The sequence below is a fragment of the Stenotrophomonas mexicanensis genome (assembly GCF_032911605.1).
Lineage (GTDB): Bacteria > Pseudomonadota > Gammaproteobacteria > Xanthomonadales > Xanthomonadaceae > Stenotrophomonas > Stenotrophomonas maltophilia_A.
In genome coordinates, this window is sequence record NZ_JAWJTG010000002.1 from 127,093 (window position 1) to 153,272 (window position 26,180).

General features: G+C 67.4%; 27 protein-coding genes. 11 read left to right on the plus strand and 16 right to left on the minus strand.

Features of this window, described 5'->3' with window-relative positions; all coding sequences use genetic code 11:
- Positions 1-33 precede the first annotated feature (33 nt).
- The 5 genes from R1L06_RS02265 to R1L06_RS02285 all read right to left on the minus strand — a co-directional run bounded on the left by R1L06_RS02265 (position 34) and on the right by R1L06_RS02285 (position 3,070).
- Positions 34-1,296 (minus strand): RNA polymerase sigma factor, encoded by a 1,263-nt coding sequence (locus R1L06_RS02265; RefSeq protein ID WP_149909020.1) that lies wholly within the window; start codon positions 1,294-1,296, stop codon positions 34-36.
- A gap of 45 nt (positions 1,297-1,341) precedes the next feature.
- Entirely contained in the window at positions 1,342-1,698 is a 357-nt protein-coding gene (locus tag R1L06_RS02270) for a DUF1428 domain-containing protein (RefSeq protein WP_032128771.1), read from the minus strand.
- Between the two features lie 23 nt (positions 1,699-1,721).
- Complete coding sequence (locus R1L06_RS02275; protein ID WP_032128772.1) at positions 1,722-2,132, minus strand: VOC family protein; 411 nt, start codon at positions 2,130-2,132, stop codon at positions 1,722-1,724.
- A gap of 34 nt (positions 2,133-2,166) precedes the next feature.
- On the minus strand, positions 2,167-2,589 hold the full coding sequence (locus R1L06_RS02280; RefSeq protein ID WP_317216816.1) for a VOC family protein: 423 nt from the start codon (positions 2,587-2,589) through the stop codon (positions 2,167-2,169).
- A 67-nt stretch (positions 2,590-2,656) separates the two neighbouring features.
- Positions 2,657-3,070 carry a YciI family protein gene (locus R1L06_RS02285; protein WP_049424778.1) on the minus strand — a complete coding sequence of 138 codons (414 nt, stop codon included), beginning with the start codon at positions 3,068-3,070 and terminating at the stop codon, positions 2,657-2,659.
- Between the two features lie 715 nt (positions 3,071-3,785).
- On the opposite strand from R1L06_RS02285, the gene R1L06_RS02290 reads away from it, so the two are divergent.
- Complete coding sequence (locus R1L06_RS02290) at positions 3,786-4,193, plus strand: YciI family protein (protein WP_032968393.1); 408 nt, start codon at positions 3,786-3,788, stop codon at positions 4,191-4,193.
- Here R1L06_RS02290 and R1L06_RS02295 read toward each other — a convergent pair.
- Positions 4,171-6,252 carry a gluconolaconase gene (locus R1L06_RS02295; RefSeq protein ID WP_317216817.1) on the minus strand — a complete coding sequence of 694 codons (2,082 nt, stop codon included), beginning with the start codon at positions 6,250-6,252 and terminating at the stop codon, positions 4,171-4,173. The genes R1L06_RS02290 and R1L06_RS02295 overlap by 23 nt on opposite strands.
- A 165-nt stretch (positions 6,253-6,417) precedes the next feature.
- Between R1L06_RS02295 and R1L06_RS02300 the strand changes: the two genes are divergently transcribed.
- A complete protein-coding gene (locus tag R1L06_RS02300; RefSeq protein WP_317216818.1) occupies positions 6,418-7,938 on the plus strand; it encodes a tetratricopeptide repeat protein in 1,521 nt (506 codons plus the stop codon).
- 42 nt (positions 7,939-7,980) lie between these two features.
- Here the strand turns inward: R1L06_RS02300 and R1L06_RS02305 are convergent, their stop codons facing one another.
- Together R1L06_RS02305 and cycA are read right to left on the minus strand one after the other, a co-directional pair.
- Positions 7,981-8,757 (minus strand): lytic transglycosylase domain-containing protein, encoded by a 777-nt coding sequence (locus R1L06_RS02305; protein WP_317216819.1) that lies wholly within the window; start codon positions 8,755-8,757, stop codon positions 7,981-7,983.
- Between the two features lie 218 nt (positions 8,758-8,975).
- Entirely contained in the window at positions 8,976-10,349 is a 1,374-nt protein-coding gene (cycA, locus tag R1L06_RS02310; protein ID WP_049399140.1) for a D-serine/D-alanine/glycine transporter, read from the minus strand.
- Between the two features lie 228 nt (positions 10,350-10,577).
- Here cycA and R1L06_RS02315 point away from each other — a divergent pair, with 228 nt between their 5' ends.
- Complete coding sequence (locus R1L06_RS02315) at positions 10,578-12,194, plus strand: EAL domain-containing protein (RefSeq protein ID WP_049461408.1); 1,617 nt, start codon at positions 10,578-10,580, stop codon at positions 12,192-12,194.
- A gap of 318 nt (positions 12,195-12,512) precedes the next feature.
- Here the strand turns inward: R1L06_RS02315 and R1L06_RS02320 are convergent, their stop codons facing one another.
- Both R1L06_RS02320 and R1L06_RS02325 read right to left on the minus strand, forming a co-directional pair.
- Positions 12,513-13,697: an MFS transporter gene (locus tag R1L06_RS02320; RefSeq protein WP_317216820.1), complete on the minus strand. Its 1,185-nt coding sequence runs from the start codon at positions 13,695-13,697 to the stop codon at positions 12,513-12,515.
- A complete protein-coding gene (locus R1L06_RS02325) occupies positions 13,694-14,872 on the minus strand; it encodes a serine hydrolase domain-containing protein (protein ID WP_317216821.1) in 1,179 nt (392 codons plus the stop codon). Before R1L06_RS02325 ends, R1L06_RS02320 begins: the two co-directional genes overlap by 4 nt.
- 228 nt (positions 14,873-15,100) lie before the next feature.
- Between R1L06_RS02325 and R1L06_RS02330 the strand changes: the two genes are divergently transcribed.
- Positions 15,101-16,000, plus strand: coding sequence for a LysR family transcriptional regulator (locus tag R1L06_RS02330; protein ID WP_317216822.1), 900 nt, complete (start codon positions 15,101-15,103; stop codon positions 15,998-16,000).
- 225 nt (positions 16,001-16,225) lie between these two features.
- Positions 16,226-17,833, plus strand: a complete 1,608-nt coding sequence (locus tag R1L06_RS02335) for an ATP-binding cassette domain-containing protein (RefSeq protein ID WP_317216823.1) — start codon at positions 16,226-16,228, stop codon at positions 17,831-17,833.
- Positions 17,834-17,969: 136 nt separating this feature from the next.
- Here R1L06_RS02335 and R1L06_RS02340 read toward each other — a convergent pair whose 3' ends face one another.
- Entirely contained in the window at positions 17,970-19,295 is a 1,326-nt protein-coding gene (locus R1L06_RS02340) for a GTP-binding protein (protein WP_197585363.1), read from the minus strand.
- A 69-nt stretch (positions 19,296-19,364) separates the two neighbouring features.
- Here R1L06_RS02340 and R1L06_RS02345 point away from each other — a divergent pair, with 69 nt between their 5' ends.
- Positions 19,365-19,736 (plus strand): MerC domain-containing protein, encoded by a 372-nt coding sequence (locus tag R1L06_RS02345; protein WP_014645760.1) that lies wholly within the window; start codon positions 19,365-19,367, stop codon positions 19,734-19,736.
- 77 nt (positions 19,737-19,813) lie between these two features.
- Here the strand turns inward: R1L06_RS02345 and R1L06_RS02350 are convergent, their stop codons facing one another.
- The gene (locus R1L06_RS02350; RefSeq protein ID WP_032130410.1) at positions 19,814-20,098 is read right to left on the minus strand and encodes a metal-sensing transcriptional repressor; all 285 of its coding nucleotides are present in this window, start codon (positions 20,096-20,098) and stop codon (positions 19,814-19,816) included.
- 48 nt (positions 20,099-20,146) lie between these two features.
- On the opposite strand from R1L06_RS02350, the gene dmeF reads away from it, so the two are divergent.
- Positions 20,147-21,118: a CDF family Co(II)/Ni(II) efflux transporter DmeF gene (dmeF, locus tag R1L06_RS02355; protein ID WP_317216824.1), complete on the plus strand. Its 972-nt coding sequence runs from the start codon at positions 20,147-20,149 to the stop codon at positions 21,116-21,118.
- Positions 21,119-21,236: 118 nt separating this feature from the next.
- Here dmeF and R1L06_RS02360 read toward each other — a convergent pair whose 3' ends face one another.
- Positions 21,237-21,521: a hypothetical protein gene (locus R1L06_RS02360; protein ID WP_004139696.1), complete on the minus strand. Its 285-nt coding sequence runs from the start codon at positions 21,519-21,521 to the stop codon at positions 21,237-21,239.
- A gap of 90 nt (positions 21,522-21,611) precedes the next feature.
- Between R1L06_RS02360 and R1L06_RS02365 the strand changes: the two genes are divergently transcribed.
- From R1L06_RS02365 to R1L06_RS02375, 3 genes are all read left to right on the plus strand, one after another.
- Positions 21,612-22,028, plus strand: coding sequence for a hypothetical protein (locus tag R1L06_RS02365; RefSeq protein ID WP_049399133.1), 417 nt, complete (start codon positions 21,612-21,614; stop codon positions 22,026-22,028).
- A gap of 69 nt (positions 22,029-22,097) precedes the next feature.
- Complete coding sequence (locus R1L06_RS02370; protein ID WP_317216825.1) at positions 22,098-22,421, plus strand: hypothetical protein; 324 nt, start codon at positions 22,098-22,100, stop codon at positions 22,419-22,421.
- 127 nt (positions 22,422-22,548) lie between these two features.
- Entirely contained in the window at positions 22,549-23,391 is an 843-nt protein-coding gene (locus R1L06_RS02375; RefSeq protein ID WP_317216826.1) for a class I SAM-dependent methyltransferase, read from the plus strand.
- A gap of 3 nt (positions 23,392-23,394) precedes the next feature.
- Here the strand turns inward: R1L06_RS02375 and R1L06_RS02380 are convergent, their stop codons facing one another.
- The gene (locus tag R1L06_RS02380) at positions 23,395-24,363 is read right to left on the minus strand and encodes a polysaccharide deacetylase family protein (protein WP_317216827.1); all 969 of its coding nucleotides are present in this window, start codon (positions 24,361-24,363) and stop codon (positions 23,395-23,397) included.
- Between the two features lie 70 nt (positions 24,364-24,433).
- Positions 24,434-25,093, minus strand: coding sequence for a hypothetical protein (locus R1L06_RS02385; protein ID WP_317216828.1), 660 nt, complete (start codon positions 25,091-25,093; stop codon positions 24,434-24,436).
- A gap of 133 nt (positions 25,094-25,226) precedes the next feature.
- Between R1L06_RS02385 and R1L06_RS02390 the strand changes: the two genes are divergently transcribed.
- Positions 25,227-25,907 (plus strand): hypothetical protein, encoded by a 681-nt coding sequence (locus R1L06_RS02390; protein ID WP_317216829.1) that lies wholly within the window; start codon positions 25,227-25,229, stop codon positions 25,905-25,907.
- Positions 25,908-25,998: 91 nt separating this feature from the next.
- Here R1L06_RS02390 and R1L06_RS02395 read toward each other — a convergent pair whose 3' ends face one another.
- On the minus strand, positions 25,999-26,172 hold the full coding sequence (locus R1L06_RS02395; protein ID WP_097048477.1) for a hypothetical protein: 174 nt from the start codon (positions 26,170-26,172) through the stop codon (positions 25,999-26,001).
- Positions 26,173-26,180: the final 8 nt, after the last annotated feature.

Genomic DNA, 26,180 nt, shown 5'->3' on the forward strand with positions numbered 1-26,180 from the left:
CGGGCCCGCCGACAAGTGCTGCCTTCGTCGAGGTCACTCCGTGGGAGGCAGGCCGGCCCGTTGCCGCAGCAGGCCCCGCTCTGCCTGGTTCTGGCTGAGTCTGGCGGCTTCCGCAAAAGCGTGACGTGCATCCAGGTCGCGCCCCAGCGCCTGTAGTAGCTCCCCGCGCACCACCTGCAGCGGCGCGTACTCGCGCAGTCGCGCGTCCACCAGTAACGGCTGCAGCTGCGCCCACGCCGCGAAGGCACCGTCGCTGCGCAGTATCGCCACCACGCGGTTCAATGCGACAACTGGCGAAGGCTGCACCTGCAGCAGCTGCGTATAGAGCGCTGCGATGCGCGGCCAGTCGGTATCCTCGGGGCGGCGCGCCGCTGCATGGCACGCTGCGATACGCGCCTGCAGTACATAGGGATCATCAGCGCCACCGGCGGCCAGAGCGCGCGCCAGCACCTGCTGCCCGCGTTCAATCTGCAGCCAGTCCCAGCGCGCGCGGTTCTGCTGGTCCAGCAGTACCGGCACGCCCTGCGCATCGGTCCGTGCCGCGGCACGCGAGGCCTGCAGCTCCATCAGCGCCAGCAGGCCCAGCACCGGCGGCACCGGCAGCCGGTGCGCCAGGATGCGCGCGAGCCGCAATGCCTCCTCGCACAGCGCCGGACGCATCCAGTCATCACCGGCACTGGCCGCATAGCCTTCGTTGAACACCAGGTAGATCGCCTCCAGCACCGAAGTGAGCCGCTCGGGCATCGCGTCAGCACGCGGGACCTCGTAGGGCACCTGCTTCTGCGCCAGCGTGCGCTTGGCACGAACGATGCGCTGCGCAATGGTCGGTTCGGGTTGCAGGAACGCGCGCGCGATCTCCACGGTGGTCAGGCCACCAAGCAGGCGCAGGGTCAGTGCCACCCGTGCGTCGGCCGGCAGCACCGGATGGCAGGCCACGAACATCAGCCGCAGCAGGTCGTCACCCAGATCATCTTCCAGCGCCTGGCTGTCGTCCGGTGCTGGCAAGGGTGCCGGATGCAGCTCCTCGCCCCACTGCGCATGCTGCTGCGCCACCCGCTGGTGCTGGCGCAGCACATCAATGGCACGGTTGCGCGCAGTGGTCATCAGCCAGGCTCCGGGGTTGTCCGGGATGCCCTGCTCCGGCCAGCGCTCCAGCGCGGCCAGCCAGGTGTCCTGGGCCAGCTCCTCGGCGCGGCCGACATCGCCCCCGAGCAGCCGCGCCAGGCGCGCGATCAACACCGGCGACTCCATCCGCCAGAGGGTTTCCAGACGCTGCGTCAGTGCGGGCTCGAGCATGCGCCGATCACAGCACGCACGCCCGGCCCGCACAAGCGCCGCAGCTCACGCTTCAACTATCGGCTTGAAGCCACCCCAGAACATGCGCTTGGTATCGAACGGCATGTCCTTCGGGCCCAGTGACGCCAGCCGCGGGTCCGCCATTACTTTCGCGTTGATACGGTCGCGCGCCGCGCGCGAACGGAACACCACGAAGGCGACGATCACCGTTTCGCCAGGTTTGGCCTTGACCGCACGCGGAAACGACGTGCTCTTTCCCGGTTCCACATCGTCAGCCACGCATTCCATGTACTGCAGCGCGCCATGGTCCTTCCACACCGCACCGGCCTTGCGGGCAAGGCGGCGGTAGGCCGCCACCTTGTCCTGGGGGCACGGCAGCACGTAAGCATCCACGTAAGCCATGAGGATTCTCCCTGCGGCGGCCGTCAGCCCGGCTCGCCGTCCATGTGTGCGATTTCCCAGAGATGGCCATCCAGATCCTGGAAGCCGCGCTGGTACATGAAGCCCAGGTCGCGCGCCGGCTGCGGTTCGCTGCCGCCGGCGGCCAGTGCCTTGTCCACCAACTCGTCAACTGCCTTGCGACTGGGTGCCGAGAGTGCGTTGATCACTTCCGTGTGGGTGTGCGCATCGGCAATCGGCTTGTTGGTGAACTGCTGGAAAAAAGGTTGGGTCAGCAGCATCACGTAGATGCTCTCGCTGATGACCATGCCTGCCGCGTCATCGTTGGTGTAAGTTGGATTGAAGCTGTAGCCCAGCGCGGTGAAGAAGGCCTTGGATTTCTCCAGGTCCTTCACCGGAAGATTGACGAAGATCATCTGCGGTTGCGGTGCATTCATCGGTGAAGCTCCTTGTGGATGAAAAGAAGAGGGATCAGGGCTGCTTCATGCAGTTGACCATCCACGGCTTGCCGTAGCGGTCGATCAACATGCCCCAGCGGTGCGCCCAGAACGTTTCGGCGATCGGCATCTGCACCTGGCCACCGTCGGCCAGCGCGGCGAACACGCGTTCGGCTTCTTCGATGCTGTCGACGTCGACATTGATGGTGGTCGAGCCACCCTCGCCGCCGCCGGGGCCGTCGGCCGCCATCACGATGGCGTTGCCGATCTCCAGCTGGCTGTGCGCAACGTGGTCCAGGGTTTCCGGCGGCATCTCGTTGCAGCCCGGCGAGCCATCGGAGGGCGGCATGTCGCGGTATTTCATTTCCGAGGTGACCTGGCCACCGAGTGCCTTTGCATAGAACGCCATCGCCTCATGGGCCTGGCCGCTGAAGCCGAGGAAGGGAATCAGTCTCATGGCAATACTCCGTGGTGTGGTTCAGGGTGGTAGTGCCGGGCCGTGCCCGGCAGGGAGATGAATCGGGTCAACCTTCCAGCTGTGCACGCAGACGCTGTTCCTGCTGCTGTAATTCGGGGGTGAAGGCCTCGCCGAAATCCTCGGCGGAGATCAGCGGGCGCAGCTCCAGCGTGCCGCCACTGTTGAACGGCGCGCGGCTGGCCCACTCGACGGCCTCATCCAGCGAACGCACGTCCCACAGCCAGAAGCCGGCGATCTGCTCGCTGGCGGGGCCAAACGGACCGGCCTCGACCTTGGGCGCGCCACTGCCGAAATGAATGCGGCGACCGCGCTGGGTGGCGTGCAGGCCTTCACCGGCCAGCATGATGCCGGCGGCCACGAGTTGTTCGTTGAAGGCGCCCATTTCGGACAGTTCCTGTTCGCTGGGCATGCGGCCGGCTTCGGAGTCGGCGTTGGCCTTCACGATCACCATCACTTTCATTGCGGTCTCCCGTGGGGACGCGTGGTGCGTGCCCTTCACTGGGTACAACGAACCAGGGGGCTGGGAATCGACACGTCTTTTGAAAATTATTTCTTCCGTGGAAAGCGCGCCTTCGGCGGGAGTCGGCGAACGGCGGAGCCCCTCCGTGGTGGGTGGGTTGGTCGCTGAAAGCTGGTTTCCTGTGGGTGGGCCGGGCGGGTGGGATTGGCGGGGACGCCGTAAACCCGTCCATGGGGGCTTAGCCGCGGCATCCATGCCGCGGATACCCCGCCAACCCCACCCGCCCGGCCCCAGACAGATTCCGGTGGCCGAACCACCACGGGAAGATCAAGAAAAAAGGCAGAAGCAACAGCAACAGCGGGTGGCTGGCGACCTCGGCTTTGCGAGCGGAGCGACCCGCTTTTGCTCTTGTTGTTGATCTCCCGTGGTGGGTCAGCCGCAGAGATCTGTCCAAGGCCGGGTGGGGAGGCAGGGCAGGGGCGTGAGCCGCATGGATGCGGCGACCGAGCTTACATGGACGTACTTGCAGCGCCCCCTGCCCTGCCTCCCCACCCGGCCAAATCCAAGAACCCGAGCTTTCAGCGACCAACCCACCCCACCACGGAGGGGCTCCGCCGTTCGCCGATCGCCCGCCGCAGGCGGCTTTTCGCGCTGCAGCATGCCGGCAGGCAAACCTGCGCCATCATGGACACCCCGCCCCCGCCAGGACCGTGCCATGCAGCAGTACCTGCTTCTGATCTACATCGAGCCTGCCCTGCTGCAGGCCCTACCCACCGAAGAATTCAACGCGCTGATGCGCGACTGCCTCGCCCACGCCGACAAACTGCAGGCGGAAGGCACTCTGCTGGCCGCGCAGAAGCTGCAGCCGGTCGACACCGCGCAGACCCTGCGCGTGCGCGATGGCCACAGCCGTGTATTGGATGGCCCGTTCGCCGAAACCCGCGAACTGCTGGCCGGCTTCAACCTGATCGTCGCCCGCGACCGCGACGAAGCCATGCGCATCGCCCGCGATTTCCCGTGGGCACGCTTCGGCAGCATCGAGGTGCGGCCGCTGGAAGACATGGACGCCGAGCGCGAACGCTGCGGCGCCCCGGCTGCGGCTATGGCAGCAACCGTACTCTGATCTCGCGCGGGCCCACGCCTTCGTTGCCGCTGTAGTCGCGCACGCTGGCACGCACGACGTACTCGCCCGGCGGGAGCGCTGCCGGCTGCCAGCGGCCGGTTTCCATCAGGCCATCGCGCACGGTGTTGGTCGCCAGGTAGCGGAAACGGGTCACCGCGCTGCCATGCACGGTGATGCCGCTGTCCGGTGCGTAGGCCACGCGCACCGCTTCGGTCTGCGGCGGCATGCGGTTGAACACGATGTTCCAGCGCGGCTGCTCATAGCCCTGCAGCGGCTGCCCGGCAGCATCGAGGATCTGGTAGCCCACCTGGTACATGCCCAGCCGGCGCCGCGGCAGGTTGTTATCAACCTGGTCCCAGGCCTCGACCACGATCTGCACGCCACGTCCCTGCCGCGCCAGCATCACCACGCCGTCGCTGCCCGCCGCCAGCGGTTGGTCGTTGTCGTCCAGCAGCGCCACATCGGTGATGCGCGGTGCGAAGTGGTCGGCGTAGTTGTGGAAGCCCAGCGCCACGGCGTTGGTTTCGAAGCCGCCGGTGCCCACCGCCAGGTGCACGTGCGCCTGGTTGTTGATGCTGCCCAGGCGATCGCCGACGTGGATGCGCGTGCCGCGACGCACCCGCATCCGCTCCAGCTTGCCCTGTTCGTCGTACAGCGCCTGCCAGCGCGCATCGAACGGCTGGTCGCGCGGTGTGCGGCCGACCCGCATGTGGATGTACTTGAGGCGGTCCACGACCAGGCCCTCGGCCTGCCCACCCAGGCTCCACGCCGCTACCGGGCTGCTGATCTTGCCATCGGCGATCGCCAGCACGGTCTGGCCGACATCGCCGCGCACATCGAAACCGCCGTGCAGGTGGTGGCGGCTCTCGCCCTTGAAGTTGCCGCGCACCTCGCCCAGCGTGCCGACCACTTCATGCCAGCCATCCTGGGGTGCCAATGGCCAGCGCCCACCGGTGTCCGGCAATGCTGCATCGGCAGCGGGCCCGACCAGCGCCGGTGCCGGCAGGTCACCCACCGGCAGCGGGCGCAGGCGGTGCAGGCGATAGCTGGCAGAATCGGCCACCAGCACGCTGCCATCGGCATCCATCGCCAGGCCACTGGGGCGGGCCAGGCGCGGCAGGCGGCCGTTGCCCACCAGCGCGATCTGGTGGCCCTGCGGCGTCACCTGCACGATGCGTCCATCAAGGTCACCCACGTACAGCACGCCGTCGTGCGTGGTGGCCAGCGACAGCGGCCCATTGATCACGCCGCCATCGCCCAGCAGCGTGCTGACCGTGCCGTCGGCACCGACCCGACGCACCGCGTTGTTGAACAGGTCGGCCACCAGCAACGCGCCGTGCGCATCGAAGGCCAGCGCCACCGGGGTATCGAAGCGCGCCGCGGCGCCCAGGCCATCGGCCAGCCCCGGGCGCTCGCCGCCGGCCAGGGTACGCACGTTGCCGTCGGTACCGATCACCCGGATGCGGTCGTTGAAGGTGTCGGCCACATAGACCTGGCCCTGCGCGTCCACCGCGATGCCCATCGGTGCATCGAAGCGCGCCTGCGCGGCAGGGCCATCGGCGTAGCCCTGTTCGCCACCGGCCAGCGTGGTCACCTGGCCATCGGTGCCGATACGGCGGATCGCGTGGTTGCCGGTGTCGGCCACATACAGGTTGCCCTGCGCGTCGGCGGCGATGCCCGAGGGCGTATTGAAACTGGCCTGCAGTGCAGGGCCATCGATACGCCCCTCGCCCTGCCCGGCCACCGTTTCGACGCGGCCATCGGGAAGTCGGCGACGGATCCGGTTGTTGTCACCGGCATCGGTGAAATAGACGCTGCCATCGGCACTGCGCAGCAACGCGTACGGATCGGCGAAACGCGCCTGCGCGGACGCGCCATCGCGGTCACCCGGGTGGCCATCGCCGGCCAGCGGCTCGATCTGCGCGGTCCACGCCAGCGGCGTTGGAACCGGACCTGCCGGTTCAGCCGGCGTATGCAGCGGCGTCTCCCACCAGGTCGCGGCCAGTGCCACTACGGTCGCCAACGCTACGCCTGCCGCCATCCATTGCCACCGTGCCATCGTGCTGCGCTGCCTGCCTGCTGTCTGAAGAGACACCGACAATAGACGCTGAACGCAGGATCCGCCACGGCCAAACGTACTGCCGGATACCAGAGTTCCATGCGTCGCGCTTGTTCTCCCTGGCTACAGCGGGTTCAATGCTCTTCCCACGGATGGAGATCCTCCATGCCCCGCATCTTCCCCCTCGCCGCCCTGCTGGTGGCCGCACTGGCCAGCACGCCGGCCTCCGCCTCGATCTCGGTGGCACCACAGAAGCCGTCAGTCACCGCCGATGCGATGCACCAGGCCTATGCCACGCGATGGGATGAGGCGATCCAGCAGTCACGCAGTGGCAACACGCTGGGCGCACTGATCGCGATGGAACGGCTGATGGAAGATCCGATGCTGGATGACTTCGATGCTGAACATCGCGGCCGCGCCGCGCAGGTGGCCGGCTGGACCGCGATGGTGCAGAAGAAGCCGGACCAGGCTCGCCGCTATCTGCAGCGCGCGCAGGAGGCACTGCCGGACGATGCGCAGATCCTGCTGACCCTGGTCTCGGTGGAACTGTCCGAGAACCAACCGGCGCCTGCCACCAAGCACCTGGTGCAGGCGCTGAAGCATGCCGACGCACCGTTGCCGGTGGACCACCACGCGATCAACTACCTGCAGTTCCGCCTGCGGGACCAGCCGCAGCAGCGTATGGAACTGCTGCAGGCACTGTTCGACAACGGCTGGAAGAGCGGCGGTCTGGAACCCACCGGACTGTGGCTGGCACTGGCCACGCTGCAGGCCGACAACGGCCGTGGCGAGGCCATCCCCGCGACCCTGGCCCGCATCTCCGCGCCCGCCGAAATCATCCGGCTGCGCAGTGACAAGCGCTTCGATCCCTATGTCGACCGCGCCAACCCGCGCTTTGATCCCGTGCAGGCTGCACAGAAGCACCTCGACGAACTACGGGTTTCCGGCCTGCTCGACCGGGCGCTGGACGCGCGCATGGCCGAGTTCAGCAGCACGCTGCTGATGCTGGACCGCAACGAGGAAGTGCTGGCGCTGACCGATGGCATGGCCGCTGCGGCCGCCGAAGGCGAGGCGCCTTCGGCGGCGGAAGCCGAATGGGTGGCATGGCTGCTCAACAGCCGGCTCACCGCGCTGCGCCGGCTGGGCCGCAACGAGGATGCGCTGGCGGCAGCCAAGCTGGCCGCACGCATCGGTGCACTGGGCCCCGATGGTGCCGAGCACCAGTTCAACGTCGGCTTCGTGTTCAGTTCGCTGGGCCGCATGCAGGATGCCGCCACGGCAGTGAATGAGATGCCGGGCCTGGCCGGTTACGGCAAGGCGGCCCAGGCACTGCTGCAGTTCGTTGCCGCCCGTGAACGTGGCGATGCCAAGGCCGAACAGGCCGCGCGTGCAGCGATCCTGGCCCAGGGCGATGACGCGCGCCTGTTCCAGCGCGAGATGCTGCTGGACGAGGGCAATCTCGACGGCGCAGCTGCCGTGCTGATCGAACAGTTGCGCTCACCCGTTGAACGCGGTGAAACGCTGGCCAGCCTGCAGGACATGCGCACCTATCCGTCGCTGCCCGGTGACGTGAAGATCGATGCGGCCTGGCGTGCGCTGAAGCAGCGCGCCGACGTGCAGGCCGAGGTTGCCCGCCTGGGCCGCATCGAACGCTACGAACTGGTCAGCACCTCCACCTCGCGCTGAGCAAGCTCCCATGTAGAACCACGTGCGTGCAGCACCACCCGCCTAGCGCGCCGGCACCTCGGTACGGATGCCCATCGCCTCGCGGTAGCGTGCGTACAGGACCATCACCTTGTCCACATAGGCCAGGGTTTCGGCATAGGGCGGCACGCCCTTGTAGCGGGTGACCGCGCCGATGCCGGCGTTGTAAGCGGCCGCTGCCAGCGGCCGATCACCGTTGTAGCGACGCAGCAACGCGCGCATGTAGCGGGCGCCGCCATCGATCGACTGCTGCGGCGAGAACGGATCATTCACCCCGTACTCCTGCGCGGTGTCCGGCATCAACTGCATCACGCCCTGTGCGCCTTTGCTGGACACCGCCAGCGCATCGAAGTTGCTTTCGGCATGGGCGATCGCGCGCAGCCACGCATCATCCACGCCGGTGGCCTTGGCGGCGGCCTTGAACTGTTTGGCATGCTGCGCCAGCTGCGGCTTGCCCACCTTGCCCAGGCCTTCGTGGGCAGGCTCACCCGGCGGCGTGGCCATGGTGAACTTCAGGAACACCCGCGAGCCGGGCAGGTTGCGGGTGGAGTAGACCAGCGCGCCATCCTGCTCGCGCTCGTACAGCACGCCGCTGAACACGCCCATGTTGCCCCACAGATTCGGGGTCTGGATGGCGTTGTCGTCGATTTCCTTCGGGGTGCAGCGTGAACCGGGTTCCGGCGCGGTGGCCAGGCTGACGGTGTTGCCCTGCACGCAGCGGTAGACGGTGCGCGCGGCGGCCAGCCCGGGCCACAGGCTGGGCAGCAGCAACAGCGCAAGCAGGAGAGGGCGACGGGACATGGCGGCCGGATCATCCGGCCGCGCCCGCTAATGTTGGGTGAATGGGGGTCGGCAGGGCTGCGGCCTGCACCCGTGGTAGTGCTGGCCGCTGGCCGGCAACCTCAACAGCAACGGCAACGGCCGATTTCCTGCGGGGGTCGGATCCCGTTGCTGCGCAACGGTCTCTGACCCCACTCCAGAGAGATCTCTGGATCAATCGATGGAACGCAAATGCTGGGTTACTTCGCGGTCCTCCGCCGCACCCAGTACCCCACGCCCAACAGCACGAACCACACCGGGCTGGCGACCAGCGCCTGGCGGGTGTCGGCCTGCAGGCTCAGCAGCACCAGCACGGCGGCGAAGAACACCAGGCAGGCCCAGCACATGGCGACGCCGCCGGGCATCTTGAAGATCGAGGCGGCGTGGCGTTCCGGGTAGCGGCGGCGGTAGGCCATGTAGGCCACCAGGATCAGCGACCAGACGAAGATGAAGAGCACGGTGGCCAGCGTCGTCACCAGGGTGAAGGCGGTCACCAGGTTCGGGATCAGGTAGATCAGCAACGTGCCGCCCAGCAGGCACAGGCACGAGAACAGCAGGCCACGGGCGGGCACTGCGGCGCGTGACAACTTCGACAACCCGCGCGGTGCGTGGCCCTCTTCGGCCAGACCGTACAGCATGCGGCTGGTAGAGAAGATGCCGCTGTTGGCCGAGGACGTGGCCGAGGTCAGCACCACGAAGTTGATCAGGCTGGCCGCGGCGGGAATGCCGGCCAGCACGAACAGCTGCACGAACGGGCTCTTGTCCGGCACGACCTGGCGCCACGGGGTGACCGCCATGATCGCGATCAGCGCCAGCACGTAGAAGATGATGATGCGCACCGGGATCGAGTTGATCGCCTTCGGCAGGTTGCGCTCGGGGTCTGCGGTTTCAGCGGCGGTGGTACCTACCAGCTCGATGCCGACGAAAGCGAACACCGCGATCTGGAAACCGGCGAAGAAACCGACCAGGCCCATCGGGAACATGCCGCCGTCATTCCACAGGTTCGACAACGACGCGGTGTGGCCACTGGGCGAGGTGAAGCCCCACGCCACCAGCCCGGCGCCGGTGATGATCAGTGCACAGATCGCCACGATCTTGATCAGCGCGAACCAGAATTCCATCTCGCCGAACAGCTTCACCGTCACCAGGTTCAGTGCCAGCAAGAGCAGCACGCAGGCCAGTGCCGGTATCCACGCATCTAGGCCAGGGAACCAGAACTGCGCGTAGGCGGCAATCGCGATCACGTCGGCGATGGCGGTAACGATCCAGCAGAACCAGTACGTCCATCCACAGAAGAAGCCGGCCCAGGGACCGAGCAGATCGGTGGAGAAATCGATGAAGGATTTGTACTGCAGGTTGGACAGCAGCAGCTCGCCCATCGCGCGCATCACGAAGAACAGCATCGCGCCGATGATCAGGTAGACGAAGACGATGGACGGGCCGGCCAGGCTGATGGTCTTGCCCGAGCCCATGAACAGGCCGGTGCCGATGGCACCGCCGATGGCGATCAGCTGCAGGTGGCGGTTGGACAGGCTGCGGCGCAGGTGCTCGGGGGGCGTTGCGGGCTCGGTCATGGGCGTGCACTGGGGCGGGCGAAGCGTTCGACGTTAGTCCTCCCCGGCCCGGAGCGCCAGCGCTGGACGGCCCGATTGCGACAATCATGGTCGCTTTCATCACATTGTGACCGAATACCGGATTCGTCCCATTCCGCCCGGCCCGGCGTCATGCTCAGATAGCCGCACCTGCCCAAGGATCGGCCCGACCATGTGCCCTGCCCTGCCCGCCCCGCTGGAGCTCCGGCCTTGAGTCGGCTGCGCGTGATCATTGGTGGCACCGCGCTGGCGCTGCTGGCCGCGGCCGTGCCGATCGCGGTGATGGCCTATGCCACCTGGGACCGTGCAGTCAGCGTCGAGCAGCAGCGGCTGCGCGACATCGCCGGTCGCGCCCTGCGCCGCGCCGACCAGTCCTACCAGGAAGCGCTGGCGGCACTGCAGTCGGCCGAGGTCGGCGCCCACGACGCCTGCGGGCCCGAGCATATCCGGCGCATGCAGACGCTGGTGATGACCTCGCCGTCGGTCGACCAGATGGGCTACTTCGAGGGTGGCAAGCTGCGCTGTACGTCGTGGGGGCCGTTCCTGTCCGACGTCAACCAGCCCAAGGCCGACCACGTCACCAGTGATGGCGCCGGCATCGCCGTGGATGTGCGCCCCGAGGCCAGCGGACGGCGCCAGGTCCTGTCGTTCCTGTACGGCAACTACGACGTGCTGGTCGATCCGCGCCGCTTCGTCGATGTCATCGCCGACCCGAACGTGCGCCTTGCCCTGGCCAGCCCCGATGGGCGTCTCCTGGCCAGGCAGGACGGCATGGATCCGGCATTGCTGGAGACCCTGCTGCGCGCCCCCGATGAAGGCCTGGACCACCACACCCTGTATGCCACCGCCCGCAACGAAGAGTGGTTGGCGATCGCGACCATGCCGCGTACCGCGCTTGCCGCGACCTTCCGCCAGCAGGCGTGGCTGTTCGTGCCGATCGGCGTTCTGCTGGCCGCTGCCGGTGCCGGCCTGGTGATCTGGCTGTCGCGCCGCCGCCTGTCCCTGCGCGGCGAGCTGGCCACAGCGATCCGCCGCCGCGAGCTGTACCTGCACTACCAGCCGATCATCGAGCTGGATACCGGCATCTGCGTCGGCGCCGAAGCGCTGGTGCGCTGGCAGCGCCCGGATGGCACCCAGGTGCGGCCGGACCTGTTCATTCCGCTGGCCGAAGAGGCCGGCATGATCGGCGCGGTCACCGATCTGGTGATCGAGAACGTGGTGCGCGACATGCGTGAACTTCTGGTGGCCGACCGCAGCGCGCACATCGCGATCAACCTGGCCGCCGAAGATATCAGCAGCGGCCGTGCGCTGAAGATGATCTCCAAGCACATGGCCGGCAGCGGCATCCTGCCGCAGCAGATCTGGATGGAGGCCACCGAGCGCGGCTTCCTGGATCTGGACCGCGCCCGCACGATGCTGGCGCAGGCGCGTCGGGCCGGGCACAGCGTGGCCATTGACGATTTCGGCGTCGGCTTCTCCAGCCTGCAGTACCTGGAACAGCTGCCGCTGGACGCGTTGAAGATCGACAAATCATTCATCGATGCGATCGACACCGAGAGCGCCACCAGCCCGGTAACCCCGCACATCATCGACATGGCCAAGGAGCTGGGCCTGTGGGTGGTGGCCGAGGGCGTGGAGACCGAGGCACAGCTGGCGTATCTGCATACCCGGAAGGTCGAGTTCGCGCAGGGTTGGCTGTTCTCGCGGCCGCTGCCGCGGGATGAGTTCGTGGTGTTCCATCACAAGCGGCAGCAGCGCTATGGCGCGGCGCGGGAGCACATGCAGAATCCGCGCAGCGTGCCGATCGAGCGTGAGGGGATCGAGTAGGACGGCCAACGGCGGAGCCCCTCGTGGTGGGTCGCGCCCAGTGGATCCATCAGTTGGGGCCGGGTGGATGGGTCGCGCAGGGGGCGCTGCAAGTACGTCCATGTAAGCTCGGTCGCCGCATCCATGCGGCTCACGCCCCTGCGCAACCCACCCACCCGGCCACGGACACATTGCGGCGGCGTCCCACCACGGAATCAACAGAAGAAAGCAAAAGCAAACGCGGGTCGCTGCGCTCGGTGGATCCACGCCATGCGTGGATGGCGTGGACCACGTTAGTGCCGGCCACTGGCCGGCACCTCGGTAACGTCTGGTCTGCGCCTACGCCCAGGCCTTCGGCCGTGTCAGCAGCCACACCACGGTCACCGCCAGCAGCAGCAACGGCAACCATCCCAGCTGGCTCGGGCCACTGGCCTGCAGCAGCACACCGCCTGCTACGCCACCGGCGGCAATCGCCAGGTTCCAACCGGTCACCAGCATCGACTGCGCCAGGTCGGCGGCAGCACCGGCACGGCGTGCGAGCGCGGTCTGGAACAGGGTCGCAACCGACCCGAACGCCACGCCCCACAGGATCGTTGCCAGCAGCAGCGGTGTGGCCTGTCCTGGCCACAACAGCAGGGCCAACACCGGAAGAATGAAACCGATCACGGCCGCCCACACCAGCGTGCGCAGATGACGGTCCACGCCCCAACCGGCAATGCCGATACCAACGATGGCAGCCACGCCGAAGGCCAGCAGCAGGCGGTCCAGCCACCGGCCGGCGCCGGCCTCCACCGCCAGCGGTTCGATGTAGGTGTACAGCACGTTGTGCGCCAGCACGTACAGCACCATTACCGCCAACGCGCTGCGCACGCCGGGCATGCGCCACACCGTACCCAACGACGTGCGCTGACCGGCCGCGGCCGCCGGTAACGCCGGCAATGCCCAGCGCGCGTACGCCAGCAGGCCGACCCCCAGCACGCTCATCAACGCGAACGCCCAGCGCCAGCCGATCTGCTGGCCCAGCAACGTGCCCGCCGGTACGCCCAGCGACAGCGCCAACGGCGATCCAACCATCGCCACCGCAATTGCCCGGCCCTGCAGCGACGGCACCACCATGCGCGCCGCGTAGCCGGCCACCAGCGACCACAGCAGGCCACCACTCACACCGGCCAGGAAACGCGCGGCAAGGATCAGCGGATAGCTGCTGCTCACGGCGGTCAGCGTGTTGACCACCACGAAGCCGGCAATGGCGGCCAGCAACAAGGGGCGTCGCGGCAGGCGCTGGGTCAACGCGGTCATCGGCAGTGCGGCCATCACCGATCCCAGCGCGTACACGCTGACCAGCTGGCCCACCGCCGCATCACTCACGCCCAGGCTCTCGCCCATCGGCCGCAGTACACCGGCGGGCAGGGTCTCGGTCAGCAGGGTGATGAAGCCGCCACCTGCAAGCGCCAGCAGGCCGGCCCACGGCAGGTGTGTAGCTTCGCCGGCAGGACTCGCCGCATCAATGGCATGGCCGCTCATCGTGCAGCCTCCAGATCGGCATAGACGGCGTCACGCAGTTCATCGACGAAGGCGCCATCCATGCCTTCGTACAGGGTGTTGGTCAGCGCCACCACGCTCAGCCCACGCGCAGGATCGACAAACCAGCTATGGCCGTAGGCACCGCCCCAGCGCCAGGTGCCTTCGCTCTGCGGCGTGCCACTGGCGGCGGCATCGCGCAGCACCGCAAAGCCCAACCCGAAGCCCCAGCCGGCCGGTTCCGGCGGCCCCTGCTCGCCCACCTGCGGGCTGGCCATCGCCGCCACCAGCGCGGGCGGCAACAGATTCGAAGCTTGCACATCGCGCAAGGCCTCCAACACCGCCATCACCTCGTCGGCGCTGCCAATCAGTCCAGCACCGGCCGAAGGAAAACGGCTGGCATCGGTGGCGCGCGCGAGGCTGTACTCGATGCCGACGGTACCCTCGAATGGAGCGACCACCTCGCCTTCCTGCAGACGATGCGGCTGCGGCGCGTCGGTGACATAGGGCGTGGCCAGCCGTGCGGCATCGTCGATGGCAAACGCGGTATCGCGCAGGCCCAGCGGCGTGGCCAACAGGCGTGCGAACAATGCCTGCAGCGTTTCACCGGTCGCGGCTTCAGCCACGGCGCCCGCGACGTCCACGCCCAACGAGTACAACCATTGGCTGCCCGGCGCGAACAGCAGCGGCGCCTGCGCGATGCGATGCACGTTGTCGGTCAGCGTCAGCGGATTCGCATCCATGCCATCGCTGACGCCGGCCTGTGCGTACGGGCCATCCGCATCGGCTTCGAGGAAGCGGTAACCCAGCCCGCTGCTATGGCTGAGCAGTTGGCGCAGGCTGATCGGCGGCGTCCTGCCATCGGCCAGCGCCGGGCGGAAGTCCGGCAGCCAGCGCTGTACCGGCGCATCCAGGTCCAGCACGCCTTCGGCTACCAGGCGCAGGATCACCGTGGTCAACAGCGGCTTGCTGACCGATGCCAGCCGGAACAACTGGTCGCGCAGCATCGGCGTGGCCGACTCGCGATCGGCCAGCCCGGTCGCGCTGGCGTGGCGCAGCACACCGTGCTCGCGCACCAGCACTACCGTACCGACCAGGCGCTGTGGGTGGACCTGCTGCAGCAGCCGCTGCACCGACGGCAGCGTCGGCGCAGGTGCAAGGGAAGGAACAGCGTTCATCGCGGTGATCCGTGGGGAGAGGCCCGCCACGTTAGGCACCACGCTCTCGTGCAAAAAGCCGGTTGCCGCTCCGGGCATCATGGACCGTGCAGTCCGCAATCGGCATGATGGCCGGAACTGCAAGGCCGCAACGGGCTCCACACCACTTCGCACCACAGTGTTGCGATGGCGGAGCCGTCCGCCACGGCCGCGCCGACCTACCCTGCCGCTTTCATTGCCCGCACGCCCATGTCAGTCCTGGACAACCTCGCCAATCTGCAGACCTTCGTGCACGCGGCCGACACCCGCAGCTTCGTCGAGACCGGGCGCCTGCAGGGCATCTCGGCCTCGGCCGCCGGCAAATGCGTTGCCCGGCTGGAACAGGCACTGGGCGTGCGCCTGTTCCACCGCAGCACGCGCAGCATCACCCTCACCGCCGAGGGCCAGCTGTTCCTGGCACGCTGCCGGCGCATCCTCGACGAACGCGATGCCGCACGCACCGAGCTGGCGCAACCGCATGCCGCACCGAGTGGCACGCTGCGCATCAGCCTGCCGCTGGTGGGCGATCTCACCCTGCCGCTGATGGCCGAGTTCATGACCGCGTATCCGGACATCCGCCTCGACCTCGATTTCTGCGACCGCCTGGTCGATGTCATCGAGGAGGGTTTCGATGCCGTGCTGCGCGTCGGCGAGCCCAGCGACTCACGCATGAACGCTCGACGCCTGGGCGTGTTCCCACGCCGCATCGTCGCCTCGCCGGCGTACCTGCAGCGGCGCGGCACGCCGCGCACGCCGGCCGATCTGATGCAGCACACGCTGCTGCACTATCGCTTCCCCAGCACCGGCAAGCTGGAACTGTGGCCGATCCACTGGCCCGACCATGAAACACCGCAGGAACTGCCGGTACACATGGTGGCCAATACCATCGAAGCGCGGGTAGCGCTTGCATTGCGCGATATCGGCCTGGCTTTCGTGCCGGTGCACTCGGTGCGCGATGCACTGGCCGATGGACACCTGCTGACCGTGCTCGACGAGCATGTGCACTCCTGCGGCATCTTCCACCTGCTGTGGCCCTCCGGCCGCCACGTGCTTCCGAAGCTGCGGGTATTCATCGACTTCGTCAGCGCGCGCCTGGAAACCGTGCCGTAGGAGATCGATCCACCCCATGCCCGGCCCACAGTAGATCCACGCCATGCGTGGATGCCTTTGTAGAGTCGCGCCATCAAACCATTCAGCCAACCCCGCTATACTGGCCGCTCATTCCTCCCAGAGGCTCGCGACCAATGCGCCATTGATGCCGCCGTCTTCACAACAGACGGCCTGACTCTTCCCGCCCCTGCGCGCAGGGGAGAACCCGGCATCCATGGAGGTCGCATGACCCCGTATTCCCTCACGCTCGATCGCGTGTCGTATCGATTGGCCGACGGCCGTATGCTGTTTTCCGATCTGACGTTTTCCTTCGAACCGGTTGCTACCGGCCTGGTCGGTGCCAATGGCGCTGGCAAAAGCGTGCTCGCACGCCTGCTGGCCGGCCGGCTGCTGCCCGACAGTGGCCAGGTGCGTGGCAGTGGCCGCGTGTTCCTGTTGCCCACACCGGGCTATCCACCTACCGGTACCGTCGGTGAGTTGGCCGGTGTGGGTGAAGCCCTGTCCGCGCTCGCACGCATCGAAGCCGGCAGCGTCGATGAGGCCGACTTCACCTGCCTAGGCGAGCGCTGGGACCTACGCGAACGCCTGCAGCAGCAGTGGCAGGCGCTGGGCTTGCCCGATGATCTCGATCACGCCCAGCCTGCTGCGCGCCTCAGTGGCGGCCAGGCCATGCAGGTGGCGCTGTCCGGCGCCTGGGCCAGCAGTGCCGACTGGCTGATCCTGGACGAACCCAGTAACCACCTCGACGCACGCCATCGCCAACAGCTGTACGAACAGTTGCAGCAGTGGCGCGGTGGCCTGCTGGTGATCAGTCATGATCGCGAGTTGCTGGGCCGCATGCAGCAAATTGTCGAACTTGATGGGCGTGGCCTGCATCGCTATGGCGGCGCGTGGCAGCACTATGCCGAAGTGCGCGCCGCCGAACGTGAAGCCGCCGCCGCCCAGCTTGACCATGCACGTGCGCAGCATCGGCAGCAGCAACGCAGTGCACGCGAACAGCACGAGCGCCAGCAGCAACGCCAGGCACGTGGCAACCGTGATGCAAAGCAGGCCAACCAGGCACCGATCCTGCTTGGCCGCCAGAAGCAGCGTGCCGAAGCCAGTCATGGGCGCGCGCAGCAGGTGCAGTCCGAACGCCTGCAGGCCAGCGCAGAGCATCTGCGCGCAGCGGCATCGGCGGTGCACGCGGCGCCGGAACTGGCACTGTTCGCCGGTGCGGGTGACCGTGGCAGCACGCGCCTGCTACAGGCCGAGGCGCTGGTGCTGCCACATGGCTGCAGTGCCCCGTTGCAGCTGGAGATCCGCCGCGGCCAGCGCATTGCCGTGGTCGGTGACAACGGCAGCGGGAAATCGACCCTGCTGCGTGTGTTGGCCGGCCAGCTGCCTGCACGCAGCGGCATCGTGCAACGGCATGCGCCACTGGCCCTGCTCGACCAGCAGCTGCTGGGATTGTCCGGCGAGCGCAGCATCCTCGATAGCGTGCAGGTGGCCAATCCGGGTGCGGACCCGGGCGATCTGCGCACCCGGCTCGCGCTGCTGGGACTGGATGCGCAGCGCATCCAGCGTCCCGCCCGCAGCCTCAGCGATGGCGAACGGGTGAAGGGCGCACTGGCCAGCGTGCTCTATGCCGATCCCGCGCCGCAGCTGTTGCTGCTGGATGAGCCGGGTAATGCACTGGATCTGAGCGCATTGCAGGCGTTGGAGGAACTGCTTGCGGCATGGCCAGGCGCGCTGGTGATGGTCAGTCACGACCGGCACCTGCTGCAGGCGTTGCGGCCGACCCAGGTGCTGCAGGTGAGCACCGAGAGCTGGCAGTGGCGTGACGCCTTGTAGATCCACGCCATGCGTGGATTCGCTTCTGTAGAGTCGAGCCAAGCTCGACTCCACCATGTCGGCCATCCACGCATGGCGTATCGACCCGGGGTAGTGCCGGCCGCTGGCCGGCAGCCCAAGAAACCTCAATGCACCATCAGCGCTTCCACACCGGGAACGCCTGTGGCATCTGCTGCCACAGCAGAGGCCCCGCCCGCAGCTCCTGGTCATTGAGCAGGCACGCATCCAGCTCCGCGCGCACCGCACGCTCATCCATGTGCACACCAATCACCACCAGCTCCTGGCGCCGATCACCCCACAATGGGTGCCACAGCCGCTGCATCGCCGTGTGCGCGGCTGCATCCGGAAACTCTTCCAGCCCCGGCAACGGTGCGCTCCAGCAATCGGCCTGCTGCCGCGCCCAGCCGAGGTCGCTGTAAGGCAGCGGTGTCGGCGGCAACAACGGCGCAGTGTCTTCCAGACCGGCACGCACGCGGTCGCGCGCGGCATACCAGAAGCCCGCCGCCTGCGTCCGCGTCGCCGCGCCCACGGTGTTCAACTCGCCTACCCAATCCATGCGGTTGGCCAGCCAGAACCAGCCCTTGCTGCGGATCACGCCGGGCATGCCCGACTGCAGCGCGCGGGCGAATCGCGCGGGGTGGAACGGACGCCGCGAACGGTAGACGAAGCTGCCGATGCCGTACTCTTCGGTTTCCGGTGTGTGCTCGCCCCGCAGTTCCTTGACCCAGCCCGGCGCGCGTTGCGCACGCTCCATGTCGAAGCGGCCGGTATCCAGCAGCTCGGCCAACGGCACATCACCGAAGCTGGACAGCAGCAGCTTCGCATCCCGGTTCAAGCCACGCAGTACCGCCAGCGTGTCCTGCAGCACCTCGTCGTCCACCTGGTCGACCTTGCTGACCACGATCACGTCGGCGAACTCCACCTGCTCGCACAGCAGATCGACCACTCCTCGGTCGTCATCCGGCCCGGCCTGCTGGCCGCGCTCGGCCAGGCGCAGGGTCGAACCGAAGTCGGCAAGGAACGCGCTGCCGTCGACCACCGTCACCATCGTGTCCAGCCGCGCGATGTCACTCAGGCTGAAGCCGTGCTCGTCGCGCACCGCGAACGTGGCCGCCACCGGCATCGGCTCACCGATGCCCGTCGACTCGATCAACAGATAGTCATAGCGGCCGGCCTCGGCCAGGCGCTGCACTTCCTGCAGCAGGTCGTCGCGCAGCGTGCAGCAGATGCAGCCGTTGCTGAACTCCACCAGCGTCTCTTCAGTGCGGCGCAGCTCGGCGCCACCTTCGCGCACCAGCTGCGCATCGATGTTGACCTCACTCATGTCGTTGACGATGACCGCCACGCGCAGGCCCTCGCGGTTGCGCAGGATCTGGTTGAGCAGGGTGGTCTTGCCGGCCCCAAGGAAGCCGGACAGCACGGTGACCGGAAGGCGACGGTCGGCGCGGGAAACAGTGTTCATGTCGGAGCGGGTTGGCTGCGGAACGGAAATGTTACTGTATAACAATTGCCGCGCAAGGAACCTCCCCCGATGAAGTCGCCTTCTGCCGCCCTGCTCGATGCCGGCGCGGTCGCCCTGTCCAGCCTGTGCCTGCTGCACTGCCTGGCGCTGCCCCTGCTGGCCGCCGCACTGCCCCTGTTCGGCACGTGGGCCGAAGCGGAATGGGTCCACCTGCTGTTCGTGGCCATCGCCCTGCCACTGACCGGCTACGCGCTGTGGCGGGCCGAGCGCCGCCACCCACTGCCCGTGCTGGCCTGGGCCACCGCCGGCGCCGGGCTCGGCCTGCTGCTGGCCGGCGCGCTGGCCTTGCCCTCACATGACTGGGAAACGCCGATGACGGTCACCGGCAGCCTGCTGCTGGCCGCCACGCATATCTGGAACGCGCGGCACCGCCACGGGTAGTGCCGGCCGCTGGCCGGCAACCGCATGAGCTCCAGACGCAACCTGCAGTTGCCGGCCAACGGCCGGCACTACCCCTGCTATTTGCCGTAGCGGCGCAGCAGCTCCACCAGCACCGCAGCCTCGTCCGCCCGCTGCTGCGGGTCATCGGCACCCACCACATGTTCCTGCAGGTGCTCGTGCAGCAGCTCCATCAGCAGGCTGTGGGCGGCACCGCGCACGGCGGCAACCTGCACCAGCACGCCCGCGCAGTCCCCCGCTTCCCCCTCGGGCTTGTCCAGCGCCTGCTCCAACGCCGCCACCTGACCCGCGATACGGCGTACCCGGGTGAGCAGCTGCTTTCGATTCTTGTGTACATGGGCCATGGCGGGATCATATACCCTATGGGGGTATCCACTCCAGCTCCCGCCGCCATGCACTTGGACGCCCTCGCCGCCGCCCGTCGCCACGAACACCGCTTCGACGACGGCAACCCGCTGGCTGAACGCAACACCCGCCGCGCCCTGTGGCTCACCTTCAGCATGATGTTGGTGGAGATCGTCGGCGGCTGGTGGTTCAACTCCATGGCCGTGCTCGCCGACGGCTGGCACATGAGTTCGCACGCGCTGGCGCTGGGCCTCTCGGTGTTCGCCTACCGCTGCGCGCGCCGCTACGCGCACGATCCGCGCTTTGCCTTCGGTACGTGGAAGATCGAGATCCTGGCCGGCTACACCAGCGCCATCGCCCTGCTCGGCGTCGCCGCGCTGATGGCCGTGCAATCGCTGGAACGGCTGTGGGTGCCGGCACCGATCCATTACGACGAAGCCATCGCCATTGCAGCGGTGGGCCTGGGCGTGAATCTGCTCTGCGCCTGGTGGCTGCACGACAGCCCGGGCCACGCGCACCACCACCACGGGCATGACCATGACCATCATCACGGGCACGGGCACGACCACGATCACGGCCATGCGCACGGTCACGACCTCAACCTGCGCTCGGCCTACGTGCACGTGCTGGCCGACGCCGCCACCTCGGTGCTGGCCATCGTCGCCCTGTTTGGCGGCAAGCTGCTGGGCCTGACCTGGCTGGACCCGGTGATGGGCCTGGTCGGCGCCGTGCTGGTGACGGTCTGGGCGATCGGCCTGCTGCGCGACAGCGGCCGCATCCTGCTCGACGCGCAGATGGATGCGCCGGTGGTGGCCGAAGTACGCGAGGTAATCGAACAGGGCCCGTGGCCGGCACGCCTGGCCGACCTGCACGTCTGGCAGGTGGGTCGCGGCAAGTACGCGGTCAGCGCCAGCGTGGTCACCAGCGACGTCAGTCTGGATGCCGATACCGTGCGCAACGCGCTGGCGATTCATGAGGAGCTGGTGCACGTGACGGTTGAGATTCACCGCAGCGCATGATCCACGCCGGGTAGTGCCGCCGCTGGCCGGCATGGCATGCTCCGGCCGCCGCTGACCAGTAGAGCCAGGCCATGCCTGGCTGCGTTGCCCACAAGTCGAGCATGGCTCGACTCTACAACTACAGCTTCAACATCATCCGCAGCAGGTACATCAGCAGCGGCAGCGCGCTCAGCACTGCACCACCGATGCCGATCCACGGCCAGCGCTCGCCGCGCACGCGCGAAGCCACCGCCAGACCGCAGCCCACCAGCGCCGCGCCCAGCACCCCCACGCCCAATCCCGCAGCCATGCCATTGCCGCCTGCGGCCACCGCCGCCTGCGCAGCGAGGCTGCCCGCGCCCCAGCCCACCACGATCCCCAGCCAACTGGCCACGCCGCACCACGGTGCCTTGCCCTTCGCCATCCGAATACCCCTGTGTCCATGCCGAATTTCTGTACGGACCACGCCCGTGCGCTGCCTACACTAGCCGCACCTGCCCCGTCGGGACATCCCATGCGCACGCTCCGCCTGCTGCTGCCCGGTGCCCTCCTGCTGCTCACCGCCTGCAGTGGTGATGCCGGGCTTCCTTTCAGCGCCGACCCGTTGCAGGGCTGCTTCGCCACCGGCGCGCGCAAACCGGCCGATTTCCGCATCGACAAGGAAGGCGGCCAGTACTTCGTCTCCTTCAGCCGCGGCGACCAGTGGCAGCGCGAGCCCAATGCGCTGCACAAGGCCACCCGCAGCGAGATCAGCCGCTACTTCCGCGATGACGCCGAGCAGATCGACAGCGCGTTGATCCGCATGGCCGGTGGCTTCGGCATCTTCCACTTCAACAAGGGCGCGACGCTGAAGGGCAAGGCCAGTGATAGTGACTACATGGCGCTGATGCTGATCGGGGCTGGGCCCGTGTACGCGGTCAAGTGCCCGTAAGACGCAATGATTCTGATGACGGCTCAGGGCAATATGGGCACATCCTGTCTTCTTTGAGGAGCGATGCCAATGCTGCTGTTTCTGCTGCTTGCGGTAAGCGCGCCGAAGACCCAGGGTGCCTATGACGAAGTCCGGCAGCTGCCCGATGGCCAGACCCTGATCATGCGCACCCTGGACTGGGATCTCGGTGATGGTCGCCATGAGCGCGTCACCGTGCATTGGCTGATGCAGGAAGACGGCAGCCTGCGCTACGACTTTGATCGGCAGCCACCGGAAACCCAGGAGGTCCACCGTCGGTCGTGCGCACGGCAGGGCATGCAGCCATCGCGTGGCGTCAACATGATCTCAGGAGAAGGAGCCACGCACGGCTTCAGCTGCACCAGCCAGCGGTAGCGCCGAGCCCACGCTCGGCTCCTCCCGTCTACATCCACGCATGGCGTGGATCTACTGCAGCAGCCACGCGTGACCCCGGCAACAGCTGCGGTACCATGCCCTCCCCCGAACCGCCCCGGTACCCGCCGTGCCCCATTACACCGGCCCCCTGCTGACCCGCGACAGCGCTGACACCCTGCGCCGTGCCCATGACAAGGGCGCTGCTGAATGGCAGGGCTCGCTCGACCTTGGCCGCGGCCAGGACAGCGTGGTGCTGGATGCCGACGGCTTCCACTTCCGTGGCCAGGCCTACCCGTGGCCGGGCAAGTTGAAGGACCGCACGCTGTACTACTGGGACGGCGAGGACTTCGCACCGATCTCGCGCTACAGCGGCTCGCTGATCAAGCTGGTGCCGACCGAATGGGGCGCACCGACCTTCGAGATCGACGGCATCAAGATGCTGCCGACCTCCAAGCTGTCACCGTTCGAGGATGCGCGCCGCAAGGTCGAGCTGGTCGCCCCGGCCGGCAAGGTCATCCTCGATACCTGCGGCGGCCTGGGCTACTTCGCCGCCTGCGCGCTGGAGGCCGGTGTGGGCCAGATCCGCTCGTTCGAAAAGAACGCCGACGTGATGTGGCTGCGCACACTCAACCCGTGGTCGCCGGATCCGGACTCGGCCGCCGCCGGGGGCCGCCTGCAGTTCAGCCACGGCGATGTCTCGCAGCAGATCGAACAGGTGGCCAGCAACAGTGTCGACGCGATCCTGCACGACCCGCCGCGCTTCGGCATCGCCGGCGAACTGTACTCGCAGGTGTTCTACGACCACCTCGCCCGCGTCATCCGCAAGGGCGGGCGCCTGTTCCACTACACCGGCGCGCCGAACAAGCTGACCAGCGGCCGCGACGTGCCACGTGAAGTGGCCAAGCGCCTGGAAAAGGCCGGTTTCAAGGCCGAGCTGGCGCTGGACGGCGTGCTGGCCGTCAGGCGCTGAGCTTCATTCCGAGTCAACCTTCGCCAGCTTCATCACCCACTTCGGCACTTCCGGTTCACCGGCGTAGAAGTCTTTCGGCTTCTTCTCGGCCATCGCCCAGCGGTGCAGCCAGCTCGGGCCATAGCGACCGCTGTAGCCCTCGGCTCCGCGCGCGTAAGCAGGATCGCGCATCGCCTCATCCAGTGAAATGAAGCGATAGCCGCGCCGCTTCGTCGCCGCCACCAGTTCGGCGAAGGTGGCTGCATTGAGTTCGTTGGCATGCATCAGCCAGACCTGCGGCAGCGCGTAGCCCAGCAGCGCCTGCGACTGCTTCTCGTAGTAGTCCAGCTTGTTCAGCATGTACGGCACATAGCCCTTGCGCAGCTGCGCCAGCGTCGCCTCGCGCGCCGGGGAATCGGGCTGCTCGTTCATCACGTTGGCATAGGCAAACGCCCATACCCACTCCCCGTTGTCGACCGTCACCGGTGCCACGCGGTAGCCGTGCTGCTTGAAGAACACGTCCATCTCCGCGCGTTCTTCCGGTGTGCGTCCGGCACGCAGATAGGGATGGCGCATCCACTGCGGTTTCAGTCCGCGCTCGGCCAGCAGCGGCCGCAGCACCGTTTCACCACGCAGAAAATCCTGCTGGAACGCAGGCGCCCCCCTGGCGTTCAGATCCATGTGCGAATACGTGTGGTTGCCCAGCACATACCCGGCGTCCAGCCAGTCGCGCAGCATCTGCACCCGCGCGGGCTGCACGTGTCCGTTGATCTCAAGCTTGTTCTCGTTGACGAAGCCGACCACCGGCACACCCGCCTGGCGAAGCTGGGCCATCAGCGCTTCGTGCCGCGACTGCAGGTCCGGCGGAACGATCTCGTCCACCCGCGCCCACGGCAGGTCGTCGATGGTCATCGCGATCCGGCGATCCACCTCGGCGGCGTGCACCGCCAACGAACACAGCAGCAATGGCACAGCACGCAGCAACCAACGCATCAGCACATCCTTGCAGGGGTGAAGTGCTGACTCTAGCGCGATTGCGGGCGCGCGGCCGGTCCCACACCCGCTATAGGCCGGGCGACTGCACCTGACGTTCGCGCACGATCGCCCGCCACAACATGAATCCCGCAGCCATCGCCATCAGCATCAACGCGACCAGCACCAGGGCAAGATCATCGGGGTTGCGCAGCAGCGGTGCATGCTCATGGGTGAGAATCTCGAACACCACCTGCTGTGCCTGTGCCAGCGGCAACCTGCCCTGCTCGCCCAGCTCCACCAGGCACGCCGCTGGGGACAACTTGGCCACGCCGGTCCATGCCAGGTCGTACAGGTGCAATGCCCTGAGGGCCAGCGCCAGGATCGCGGCGTGCAGCGCCATCAGCCCCCAGTTGGCACGTCGCAGGCGTTCCGACAGGCGGCCCAGCCGGTAGACGCTGATCGACATCGCGCCCAGCAGCGCCAGTACCACGCCCGCCATCGGAATCCACTGCAAGGGTTGCCACGGTGCAAGCGCAGTGGACCGCGCCAGCAGTTGTTCGGCCACCTGCATGCGCGCGACAGGGTCGGGCCCACCGCATGCGTCATCCACCGGCTCCAGCAGCAGTCCCACACGGTAGTGGAAGAAGCCGACTGCAAGGGCTACCGCCAGCAGCGCCACCACCTGCAGTGCCAGCAGGATCGGGCCAGGACTACAGATACGACAGAAGCGGGTAGCAGCAGAGACCATCGGTTCATCCATGACAACAAAGGACCATCCTAACCAAGCGCCCTGTGCTTGTCGGCTGGCGGATACGACAACCGGCGCGCGGTCCCGGTAGGATGTGGATGAGCATGGATGGTCGTATGTAGAGGTGTTGTGGATGGTCACGCTGTATCTGTGGGTGCGAACGCTGCTTCCGCTGCTGGCGTTCGTGATCGCCTGGATGCTGCTGTCGCGCCTGATCAAGGCCCGCGTGGCGCGCCTTCCACGGGTTCCCTTGAACCTGCCCGAGCACAGCAGCAGCCCGCGCAGGAAGGACCGGCGCATCTACGCGCGCAAGCTGCGGCGAAAGCCAGGTCTGCGTACCGCAACGCGCCCGGCCTCCGCGCCGCGCAGCTGGAACCTCGCAGCGGTGTTCGTTTCGCTCTTCACGTTGATCGCCACCGTGCTGGTCGTGCCGGATGGCGCGCGCTTCCAGGTCATGGTCGAGAGCATCACCGGCTACCCGGCTACGATTGCTGAAGGACATGTTCCCGCTGCCGGGCAGCCCCTCGTACTGCAGGCGTGGCAGCCAGCACTGGCGCAACTGTCGCGGCCGGTAACGATGCGCTACCCGATCGGACGCACCGGCGGCGAGCATGATGCGCACGCCATGCTACCGGTACAGGTGAGGCATCAGGGGGATCGCCTGCAGGTGGCTACGGCCGTGCCGGTGGACGCCGCACGGCTGCGTGCGGAGCTTGCGCGCCTGGCTGGGCTGCCGACGGAGTCAATCAACGTCCGCCAGCGCGAGATCTCACCCTGGCTGGAACCCGGCTGGAAGCCGCTGGCCGACCTGTAGAGCCGAGCCCATGCTCGGCTGCTGTTGCAGTAGATCCACGCCATGCGTGGATGGGCACGATGCAGCGTCGAGCATGGCACGACTCTTCAGATCACGACCCGCGCGGCAGCTTCGCGGCCCACATGTTGTCCACCAGATTGGGATAACGCCGCCCGTTCTCTTCCGCACGCTGCCGGGCTGCCTCCTTCTGCGCAGGCGACAACGGCTGCGACGTCTGGCCCTTGGGATTGGGCTTCTTCCACGGGGGCGTCTTCGGTTCACGCATGGCCGCAG